The organism is Prevotella sp. HCN-7019 (genome assembly GCF_037890215.1).
Classification (GTDB): Bacteria; Bacteroidota; Bacteroidia; order Bacteroidales; family Bacteroidaceae; genus Prevotella.
The window spans coordinates 1-9,684 of sequence record NZ_JBBKBO010000018.1; the positions used below are offsets into that span (position 1 = coordinate 1).

Annotated in this window: 8 protein-coding genes and 3 tRNA genes; 6 read left to right on the plus strand and 5 right to left on the minus strand. The window is 34.8% G+C overall.

The genetic code is table 11. From position 1 onward, the window contains the following. Positions 1 to 126 precede the first annotated feature (126 nt). Positions 127 to 1,590 carry an SLC13 family permease gene (locus tag WKT13_RS13075; RefSeq protein ID WP_340324205.1) on the minus strand — a complete coding sequence of 488 codons (1,464 nt, stop codon included), beginning with the start codon at positions 1,588 to 1,590 and terminating at the stop codon, positions 127 to 129. Positions 1,591 to 1,838: 248 nt separating this feature from the next. Between WKT13_RS13075 and WKT13_RS13080 the strand changes: the two genes are divergently transcribed. The 3 genes from WKT13_RS13080 to WKT13_RS13090 all read left to right on the plus strand — a co-directional run bounded on the left by WKT13_RS13080 (position 1,839) and on the right by WKT13_RS13090 (position 3,297). Next, positions 1,839 to 2,969, plus strand: a complete 1,131-nt coding sequence (locus tag WKT13_RS13080) for an ABC transporter substrate-binding protein (RefSeq protein ID WP_340324206.1) — start codon at positions 1,839 to 1,841, stop codon at positions 2,967 to 2,969. A gap of 143 nt (positions 2,970 to 3,112) precedes the next feature. Next, a tRNA-Ser gene (locus WKT13_RS13085) sits at positions 3,113 to 3,200 on the plus strand. Between the two features lie 25 nt (positions 3,201 to 3,225). Beyond that, positions 3,226 to 3,297 (plus strand) — tRNA-Glu (locus WKT13_RS13090). A gap of 1,091 nt (positions 3,298 to 4,388) precedes the next feature. Here WKT13_RS13090 and WKT13_RS13095 read toward each other — a convergent pair. The 4 genes from WKT13_RS13095 to WKT13_RS13110 all read right to left on the minus strand — a co-directional run bounded on the left by WKT13_RS13095 (position 4,389) and on the right by WKT13_RS13110 (position 6,859). Continuing rightward, positions 4,389 to 4,477: transfer RNA gene (locus tag WKT13_RS13095), tRNA-Ser, on the minus strand. 199 nt (positions 4,478 to 4,676) lie between these two features. Next, entirely contained in the window at positions 4,677 to 5,549 is an 873-nt protein-coding gene (locus WKT13_RS13100) for a sigma-70 family RNA polymerase sigma factor (protein ID WP_021994447.1), read from the minus strand. 214 nt (positions 5,550 to 5,763) lie between these two features. Continuing rightward, positions 5,764 to 6,336 (minus strand): xanthine phosphoribosyltransferase, encoded by a 573-nt coding sequence (gene xpt, locus WKT13_RS13105; protein WP_340324207.1) that lies wholly within the window; start codon positions 6,334 to 6,336, stop codon positions 5,764 to 5,766. A gap of 16 nt (positions 6,337 to 6,352) precedes the next feature. Next, positions 6,353 to 6,859: a GNAT family N-acetyltransferase gene (locus WKT13_RS13110; RefSeq protein WP_340324208.1), complete on the minus strand. Its 507-nt coding sequence runs from the start codon at positions 6,857 to 6,859 to the stop codon at positions 6,353 to 6,355. A gap of 582 nt (positions 6,860 to 7,441) precedes the next feature. Here WKT13_RS13110 and WKT13_RS13115 point away from each other — a divergent pair. From WKT13_RS13115 to WKT13_RS13125, 3 genes are read left to right on the plus strand one after another with little or no spacing between them, the layout of a single operon-like run. Beyond that, entirely contained in the window at positions 7,442 to 8,215 is a 774-nt protein-coding gene (locus tag WKT13_RS13115) for a Rossmann-like and DUF2520 domain-containing protein (protein WP_340324209.1), read from the plus strand. Then, positions 8,215 to 8,733 carry a KdsC family phosphatase gene (locus WKT13_RS13120; RefSeq protein ID WP_340324210.1) on the plus strand — a complete coding sequence of 173 codons (519 nt, stop codon included), beginning with the start codon at positions 8,215 to 8,217 and terminating at the stop codon, positions 8,731 to 8,733. The genes WKT13_RS13115 and WKT13_RS13120 overlap by 1 nt, the downstream gene beginning before the upstream one ends. A 56-nt stretch (positions 8,734 to 8,789) precedes the next feature. Beyond that, positions 8,790 to 9,380 carry a Maf-like protein gene (locus WKT13_RS13125; RefSeq protein WP_340324211.1) on the plus strand — a complete coding sequence of 197 codons (591 nt, stop codon included), beginning with the start codon at positions 8,790 to 8,792 and terminating at the stop codon, positions 9,378 to 9,380. Positions 9,381 to 9,684 lie beyond the last annotated feature (304 nt).

The following is a 9,684-nucleotide window of genomic DNA, read 5'->3' on the forward strand; positions in this document are numbered from 1 at the left end:
AACAATTTGTTTATGAATTAGTTGGCTAATTTTATACTGTTTACTGAATGTCCCTATATAATATAAAAAACAAATACCACAGTAATTGAATTATTTACTGTGGTATTTGTTTTTTTAGTTATGCAATTATAAAACATGTGATATGCCAAGAATATAAAGCATAATATATCCTAACACTAGACCAATTATACCTATTGAAAGTCCTATTTTAATCATTTCATTTTGTTTAACCAGTCCTGTAGAGTGAGCAATGGCATTTGGAGGAGTACTTATTGGAAGTGTCATTGCCATAGATGCTGCAATTGCAATACCAATAAGAACTGTTGGAGTTCCACCAATACTGTCAAGTGATGATCCCATGCCTTTACATACAACAGCAAGAATTGGTACAAGAAGAGCTGCTGTTGCTGTATTTGATATGAAGTTTGAAAGGATATAACATATAATGCCAGATATTATTAATATTGCTATTGCAGACCATGAACCGAACGGGATACTTTTTATTACATTTTCAGCTAAGCCAGATTCATTGAGGGCAAGACCAAGAGCAAAACCTCCGGCAACCATCCAAATAACACTCCAGTTAATTTCTTGTAAATCTCTTGCCTTAACAACTCCTGTAAATGCAAATATTGCAATTGGAACCATTGCAACCGTGTTTGCTCCAACGCCTGTCCATCTGTCAAATATCCATAGTGCTACAGTCAAAATAAAAGTTATGGCAACAACATTGGTACGCCAATTATGTTTTACCTCTCCTTCTATTTCAAGATGAATAGTTTTTTTCTTAAATGGGAAAAATGTTTTTAAGAGATACCAGCCAATTATTAGAAGAACAAGTGCGAATGGTGTCATGAATAGCATCCACTCTCCAAATCCCAATCCCATATTCAGTCCATTAGGATCATTGAGATATTTGATTGCAATTGCATTTGGTGGCGTTCCTATAATTGTACCCATACCACCAATATTTGCAGCCACAGGAATTGCTAATGTCAATGCAACACGACCTTTCCCTTCTGGAGGCAAGGCTTTAAATACCGGGGTTAGGAATGTCAACATCATTGCTGCTGTTGCCGTGTTGCTCACAAACATTGAAAAAATACCTGTGATAAGAATAAATCCTAATAATACATTTTCACTTTTTGTACCAAATGGTTTTAATAATGTGCGAGCTAATAATACATCAAGTCCAGATTTTGTGGCTGCAATTGCTAATATAAAACCTCCAAGAAAAAGTATGATTATAGGATCTGCAAATGTTGCCATAAGGGCTTCATGATCCAAAAGTTGGCTTTTATCTATATCCGATACGAGAAAATTGAATGCATTATCAGATGTTGATAATAGAAGTATACCTATTAATGAAACAGAGGTTGCCCAAGGTGAAATAGCTTCTGTTACCCACATAATTGTGGCAAATGCAAATATTGCTATTATTCGTCGTTGGATAACAGTTAAACCATTTATACCAAAAGATTCAAGTGGTATATTCCATAAAATTAACATGATTATTACGGCAATTGCAAATAGTATAGCCTTTTTAATTCTAAAACTGCCGTCAAGAGTGTATCTTTTTTCTACAGCCATATTGTTTGGTTTTTAATTAGGTTTATGATTTTATTAGAGTGTCACAAAGGTATAGAAAAAACTTATTAAAAAAAATATTTTTCATTTTATTTTTCATATTAAGCATTTTTTGTATTATTTGAATGTCATCTCTATTTTATACATATTTGGTCATTGTATTTATATTATTATTTCTAGAAAGATATAGCATGATTTTGTAATATTATTTACATGTATTATTTTTGTACTATATTTTTATATAGTGATTTATGAAGTTAGTTATTTACTTTGATTTTATTTTTATTTTGTGTTTAGCTATATCATGTAAGAAACCGGTAACAGTGATGAGTCAAAATGCATTACAAGGTGATTCGGTAAGATTTAAATATGCAGAACATATTAATATTGTAAAATATCCATATTATTCTATTGTTGAATTGAAGAATCCTTGGAAAGAAGGGGAAATATTACATAGATATATATTGGTTGATAGGGCAGATTCTTCAAAAGTCACAAAAGTACCAAAAGGAACAGTCGTGTATATTCCTGTTAAATCTAGTGTAGTATATAATGCTCCACATTGCCAGCTTCTGTCGTGGTTGAATGCTGGTAATGTTATAAAAGGGGTATGTGATAAGAAATATATGAAATTGGAATTTGTGCAAGATGGTTTACAAAAAGGGAAGATTGTTGATTGTGGTAGTTCAATGATTCCGATGGTAGAACGAATAATAGAATTAAATCCTGATATTATAATGCTTTCCCCTTTTGAAAATGCAGGTTATGGACAGATAGAGAAAACAGGAATTCCAATTATTGAGTGTGCGGAATATATGGAGACATCTGCACTCGGTCGTGCAGAATGGATGAAATTTTATGGATTACTTTTGGGTTGTAGGGAAAAAGCGGATTCTTTGTTTGATGTTGTTGATAGTTGTTATAGTCAGTTGAAAAACAAAGCAAAGAAATCAAAAATTCAACGTATGATTCTTACAGAACGTAAAACTGGGGATGTTTGGTATTGCCCAGGTGGTCGTAGTTCAATGGGAAAGATGTTTAATGATGCAAATATTAAATATGCCTTTTCTAGTGATATGCATAGTGGATCGTTGTCATTATCGCCAGAATTTGTAATTGATAATGCTGGGGAATCTGATATATGGCTGATAATGTCAGACTCAGGCCGTCCTATTACACGTGAAGATTTGTTAATGGAATATTCTGGCTATGCAGAATTGAAATCTTTTCGTAACAAAGAAATTTACGTTTGCTATACATCTAAGAAAAAATATTTTGAAGAAATATCTTTTCGTCCTGATTTCCTCCTAAAAGATTTAATATATATATTCCATCCGGACGTTTCTTTAATACACAATCTTAGATATTATATAAAACTGTAACTATAGTATTTATTAGGTGAAAATTATAATTTCTTCATTTTTTTAAAAAAAAGTGTCCTAAAAATTTGTCAGTATAAAAAAAATGCTTACCTTTGCACTCGCATTAAAGAGTTAGTGCTTCGGTGATTCGAAATGACCGGTAAGGAAGTTTGGGTGAGTGGCTGAAACCAGCAGTTTGCTAAACTGCCGTACGTGTTTAACGTACCGGGGGTTCGAATCCCCCAGCTTCCGCATTATTCTTGTAATGCACATATTTGGTGGATTCATCTAATGGTTAGGATACAAGATTCTCAATCTTGGCATAGGGGTTCGATTCCCCTATCCACTACTTTAATTAATGAAGAATTCTTTTCTTTAAAAGAATCACTATAATACTATTTAGTATATAATTATTATCTTCTTAAAGCTTTTTTTTAAATATAATAATATCTGTATTTCTATTATTTTACTTATCTACAATAAAGAATGTAACTTGTGTGGTATTCAATCAATTCTGTTGGGGTAGGTTTTATTATGGAATGTCGGAAATGTTTTGGAAATGCTAGATGCTTATGAACAGTGACATGACTTTCCTCTCATCATAGTAAATTCCGTTTGGTACAATCTATAATTATCCTTTCAAGACATACGTATGTTTCTTTATCCTTCCTCATGTTTCTCATGTCTGTATTTAAAGGAAAAGTCGAGCGATTAATTTATGTATTTTTTGACTTTATTCTGACAAACCAAAATCCCAAAATATATATTGAGGAATGTTTAATTTAATATTCTGCAGCCCCATTCCGGTTATACAGCTTTGTTTATATTACTGTTGTGTAGTACGGGAGTTTGACTGTGTATCTTGATTAAGTCGTTTTTAGCCTTTTATTACGCTTGTTTTATCATGTAGTATTGTGTATTTGAGGTCTTAAAATAGGCTTTTTTACAAGCCTGTTTGGTATTTTTGAACGGCTAGGAAATTGTTCTTTAGTGTAAACTATCGATGTTTAGTATCATGTATAAGTATCGCGTATCTGGTGTGTTGACATTTGCGGTAGAGTTTGTTCGCGAATACTCGTTTTGTTTATTGGGGCAGAGCTAAAAGCTCAGATCAATAATTATAGAATGCGGAGGAGATTTGGATACTTTTATTTTCCTCAAAACATACTTAATATTGCGATATATGGATGGTTATCTTTTTTGTGTTTATTAAAGTATAAATAAGTGTCGTGGTGTTATGTAGATATTGTATGTGTTGGATTTTGGATAGATTTGTCGTGAGTTTGGTTTGTTGCTTATTTTGTGTTGTTTTATTAGGATGTATTTGTGTTTTTAGTACCTTTGTAAGGTGTTTTAATTCTTTTTTATGTTGGTATTAAATAAAAAGTCCTATAAATATTAATATTTATGGGACTTTTTTTAGTTTTTATATTTTAATTGCGGAAGATGAGGGATTCAAACCCCCGATACCAAAAAAGCGGTATACCGGATTTCGAGTCCAGCGCATTCGATCACTCTGCCAATCTTCCTTTATTATTTGCAAAGTTAATAATATTATTTAGATTACGCAAAAATATCTTTCGTTATTTATTAGTACTATGCACATATAATAGGCATATCTCGGTTATAAAAAATACCTCGGCAAAAGAAATGTTTGCCGAGGTGAATGGGGACTATTTTGATTAAATTTTGTAATTGAAACTCTATGGTTGGACTTTGGTAGATTATTTATCCTAAATATTTCATTAATATTTTTGCATTACCGCTGTCACGGAGTTTAGCTATGCTTTTCTCTCTGATCTGGCGTACCCGTTCACGTGTAAGACCTAGCTGATCGCCAATTTCTTCAAGACCTTTTTCGTGGCATCCAATGCCAAAGCATTCTCGTATGATTGTTATTTCCCGATCTTTCAATACCTTGTTGAGTACAGAATTCAGTTCAAGCGCCATAGATTCGTGGTCTACTTGTCTATCAGTTCTACTGTCATCACCGCTTGCCATCACGTCAAGCATACAATTGTCTTCTCCGTCTTGGAAAGGCGCATCTATACTTACATGATGACCGTCAGCCATAAGACTTTGTCCGATCTTTTCTTCGTCGATGTTAGTTGCATCTGAAAGTTCTGATACAGAAGGATGTCTTTGGTTCTCTTGTTCGAATTTATTTATCTCGTGATTTATCTTATTGAGTGATCCAACTTGGTTCAGTGGCAGTCTTACAATTCGGCTTTGCTCGGCGATTGCTTGTAATATACTTTGTCTTATCCACCATACAGCATATGAAATAAATTTGAATCCTCGTGTCTCATCGAATTTTTGAGCAGCTTTAATCAATCCGATATTTCCCTCATCAATAAGGTCTGTAAGTGTCAGTCCTTGGTGTTGGTACTGTTTGGCAACGGAAACGACAAAACGTAAATTGGCTGTGACAAGTTTGTCTTTGGCTTTTTCGCCTTCCGGACCACCCTTCTTGATCTTTTGTGCGAGTTCAATTTCTTCGTCGATAGAGATTAGAGGAGCGCGTCCGATTTCAACAAGGTATTTGTCCAATGCTTCACTCGAACGATTTGTGATACTTTTCTGAATCTTTAGTTGTCTCATCTTGAATACATTAATTTTAACTGCCTGATATTCAGCTTTTTATTAAAAAGGCCCTTAAAACCTTGCAAAATTACAAAAAATAATTCATATATGAGGACGTATTGCTGGTTTTAGAATGGTTAAATAAGGTTAATTTAATTGCAGCGTATTATAAAAATTCAACCATACTGCCGGAAAATGCTCCTTTGCAGTATGATTGATGTATTAAGTCTGTTTAATCTTCTTTTAGTTTTATCTGACAATTGTCCAGTGATTCAATAATAGCTAGTGATTCTACATGTATCCCTTTGTCTCTTAGGAATTTACCACCATCTTGAAAGGCTTTTTCGATAATGAATCCCATTCCGACGAGTTTTGCACCAGATTGTTCTACCAGTTCCATAATACCCTTGGCGGCATTACCATATGCAAGAAAGTCGTCAATGAAAAGTACTTTGTCGTTTTCGTTCAGATATTCACGACTTATGATGACGTTATATTGTCTCTGTTTGGTAAACGAAGACACAGTTGTAGAAAGCATATTCTCCATTGTGTTTGGTTTCTTCTTTTTCGCAAAGACAACTGGAAGGTTGAGGAGGAAGCCCATCATTATTGCTGGTGCAATGCCAGATGCCTCAATTGTAAGTATCTTATTGACGTTACTTGACGCAAAGCGTCTTGTAAATTCCACAGCAATATCCTTCATCAAGTTCGGATCCATTTGGTGGTTTATGAATTTGTCCACTTTCAGTATTCCACCTGGATAACATTTGCCGTCTTTTAAAATTCTTTCTTTTAAAGCTTTCATTATGTTTATTTGTTGTTTATTTATCGTTATAGCACCAAGACAGAACTTTGTTTATATATGGTAATGGGAATTTAAACCATCTGTATTTTGATACTGGTTTTCCTCCAAAACTAAGTATGAAATCTCTGAATGGATTGTTACGGAATGGCAGACCTGCATCAAGGAAATATATGTGTTCATATTCGTGGGCGTATGCATATTTTATTGCAGCCCACACGGTTATGCTGCTTGGTGAAAGGTGTATGTAAGTTTTTCTTTTTGATGCTAGGTACCACATATAAGCATTTTTCCCGGAATACAAACACACACATCCTCCAATTATCTTATTTTTGTATATTGTAACAAATGTCTTGCTGTTGCCGCTGGAATTCAGCAGGCAGAACATTTTTTTTTGAGGTATGGAACGTCTTGTCTTGAATCTGAAATAGTTGCGTAGCAGATTATAGAATTCAGTAAGTTCATCTTCATTTTTTATTTCTCTTGTATATACACCATGTTTTTCGGCAGTTTCAATTTTAGCCATGGCTTTTTCGCTTATTCGTTTTTCGGGTGAGAGACTATGCAGCGAGTTGTGTATTTCCTGCCATGGTATAGGAAAGTATCCATTTTTTCTGAAATGTCTGTATGCAAACATTTTGTTGCTTATGTCACTGAATTCTATATACAAGCATAACTTGTGATTGAATTTCTGTGTTACAGCTTTAAGCATCATGCTAAAGAGCTGTTCGCGGTCTGTTTCTTGTGCATACTCACCTTCTCCGTAAACCCTTCCGTGTGTATATAGATATGGTGGAAAAAGTTTACCGTGGCGGCATATCAGTGCAAGCAGATGGGCAAGTATGGTTCCTTGGGAGTTTTCTGCAACGGCCATAAGTGGAGCATAACCGGGTGTTTTTTCCGCTATCAGGAAAAAATCTATACTGTGGAAAAAGTTATTACAAACCATCTCCGGCAGCTTTTCGCTTTTTTGTATAAGCCGTATGCTTATTTTGTTCATATGGCAAAAATAACAAATCTTTTCTAAAAAGCATAATTTCAGATTCTATTATTGGACAAGAATGATTAATTTTGCTTTTAAATAATAAAAGTGTATAAAATTTTAAATATGAAAGTATCCCTTATTGGTGCAGGAAATCTTGCAACTCATTTAGGTAAGGCGTTGGCTGATGCCGGTAATATAATAGAACAAGTGTACAGTCGCACTATGCAATCAGCCGCACGTCTGGCTTCGTTGTTGGGATGTGAGGCACATGACGATATAAATAAAATAAAAATGAATTCGGATTTATATGTGTTGTCTGTCAGTGATGACGTGTTGCCAGAACTTGTGCCATTGGTGTGTAATGATAGGTGTGATAGCATATTTATACATACGGCAGGAAGTATACCTATTGATGTCTTTCATGGATATGCAAATCGATACGGAGTTATTTATCCCATGCAGACTTTCTCTAAAGATAAGCCGTTATATTTTAGAGAGATACCATGTTTTATTGAAGCGTCGGATGATGATACACTTAGGGTGTTGCAAACCTTATGCCGGGAGATAAGTGACAAGGTTATTCCTCTGTCAAGTGAAGATCGCAAATATCTGCATCTTGCCGCAGTTTTTGCGTCAAATTTTGTCAATCACTGTTATAATGTAGCGGCACATATTACTCGGCAACATAATATCCCTTTCGAATATATGTATCCTCTCATAGACGAGGTGGCTTTGAAAGTCCATGGCATGTCTCCTTATGATGCACAAACCGGTCCTGCTGTGCGTAATGACAGGAATGTGATAGATAAACAGCTAGCCTTGCTTTCTGATAAACCAGAGTTCATGGCAATTTATGATATTATGTCGAAAGGGATATACGAAATTCGGAAAAAATAATGATAGATTACGATCTTAGTAAAATAAAAATAGTCATTTTTGATGTTGATGGTGTACTGTCAGCCAGTACAATTCTGCTTGCTGCTGATGGCGAACCGTTGCGTACGGTGAATATAAAAGATGGTTATGCTATACAGTTGGCTTGCAAAATGGGACTGAGAGTGGTCATAATGACAGGTGGACGTATGGAAGCTGTAAAGCTGAGATATGAACGTCTAGGAGTTAAGGATATTTTTATGGGATGTGCTGTAAAGATAAAAGACTATGAAGCATTCCAGGAAGATTGTGGCTTTGCAGATGAGGAAGTAATATATGTGGGTGATGATATTCCGGATTATGAGGTTATGAGTAGGGTGGGATGTCCTTGTTGTCCTGCGGATGCATGCTCTGATATCAAGTCAGTGAGCAGATATGTCAGCGATAGAATTGGAGGATACGGTTGTGCACGTGATATTATTGAGCAGGTGCTTCGTGCCCAGGGCAAATGGTTGGCTGATGAAAAAGCTTTCGGATGGTAATGGCAGTTATGTGATATTGTATTTAAGTAAGAAATAAAAAATATAAAAATGAGGAGATGATGGCTAAATATAAAGTTATATTATCAAGCAATTCACCAAGACGTAAAGAACTTTTTGCTGGTTTGGGAATCGATTTCGAGGTGAGAGTTATCAGTGGAATAGATGAATCCTATCCATCTGATCTACCTTTGAAGGATGTACCACAGTACATTGCAAAGGAAAAGGCTGCAGCGTATGATATTGCTACAGACGAACTTGTAGTAACGGCAGATACGGTTGTTATTGTTGATAATGAGATTCTTGGCAAGCCGGTAGATGAGGATGAGGCGAGGAAAATGTTGCGTGAATTAAGTGGGCGTAGTCATGAAGTTATTACTGGCGTATGTCTTACGACCTGTGAGCTGCAGCGTAGTTTTGCGGTTACGAGTGAGGTGACATTCAAGAAACTTAGTGAAGAGGAGATAGAGTATTATGTCAAGAATTATCATCCTTTGGACAAAGCTGGTGCGTATGGTATTCAGGAATGGATTGGTTATATTGGTGTAACTTCACTCTATGGCAGTTATTTCAATGTAATGGGAATGCCTGTACAGCGTATTTACGAGGAACTTAGAAATACGTTCGGCTTTGAACTGAAGCAAAAGTGACAGGTGAAGTATCGTTTACAGAATTATGCATATATAAATTAAATAATCTATAGTATCTAGATATTCTAGACCAGCTTACAATTGTCTGTATACATAGAAATTGGGTAAATTGCAAATTTAATATATATGTAAAAATTATGTATAAGAGGTTAAAATACAAGTATTTCTATAATCGTGAACAAAAGTGATATTTTTAATGTTATCATAAATACAATATTGTCTTCCCAAATTGCCTTTGTCATAATGCGAAGGATTGTTTATCAGAAGATGAAATTGTATTTTCCATGATATTGGGGAAGACGAT

What these genes read in the sequence shown, in the direction of transcription:
- WKT13_RS13110 (WP_340324208.1), bottom strand. Translation starts at nt 6,859, where the DNA reads ATGGCTAAAATTGAAACTGCCGAAAAACATGGTGTATATACAAGAGAA.
- WKT13_RS13080 (WP_340324206.1), top strand. Translation starts at nt 1,839, where the DNA reads ATGAAGTTAGTTATTTACTTTGATTTTATTTTTATTTTGTGTTTAGCT.
- WKT13_RS13075 (WP_340324205.1), bottom strand. Translation starts at nt 1,590, where the DNA reads ATGGCTGTAGAAAAAAGATACACTCTTGACGGCAGTTTTAGAATTAAA.
- WKT13_RS13120 (WP_340324210.1), top strand. Translation starts at nt 8,215, where the DNA reads ATGATAGATTACGATCTTAGTAAAATAAAAATAGTCATTTTTGATGTT.
- WKT13_RS13115 (WP_340324209.1), top strand. Translation starts at nt 7,442, where the DNA reads ATGAAAGTATCCCTTATTGGTGCAGGAAATCTTGCAACTCATTTAGGT.
- WKT13_RS13125 (WP_340324211.1), top strand. Translation starts at nt 8,790, where the DNA reads ATGATGGCTAAATATAAAGTTATATTATCAAGCAATTCACCAAGACGT.
- xpt (WP_340324207.1), bottom strand. Translation starts at nt 6,336, where the DNA reads ATGAAAGCTTTAAAAGAAAGAATTTTAAAAGACGGCAAATGTTATCCA.
- WKT13_RS13100 (WP_021994447.1), bottom strand. Translation starts at nt 5,549, where the DNA reads ATGAGACAACTAAAGATTCAGAAAAGTATCACAAATCGTTCGAGTGAA.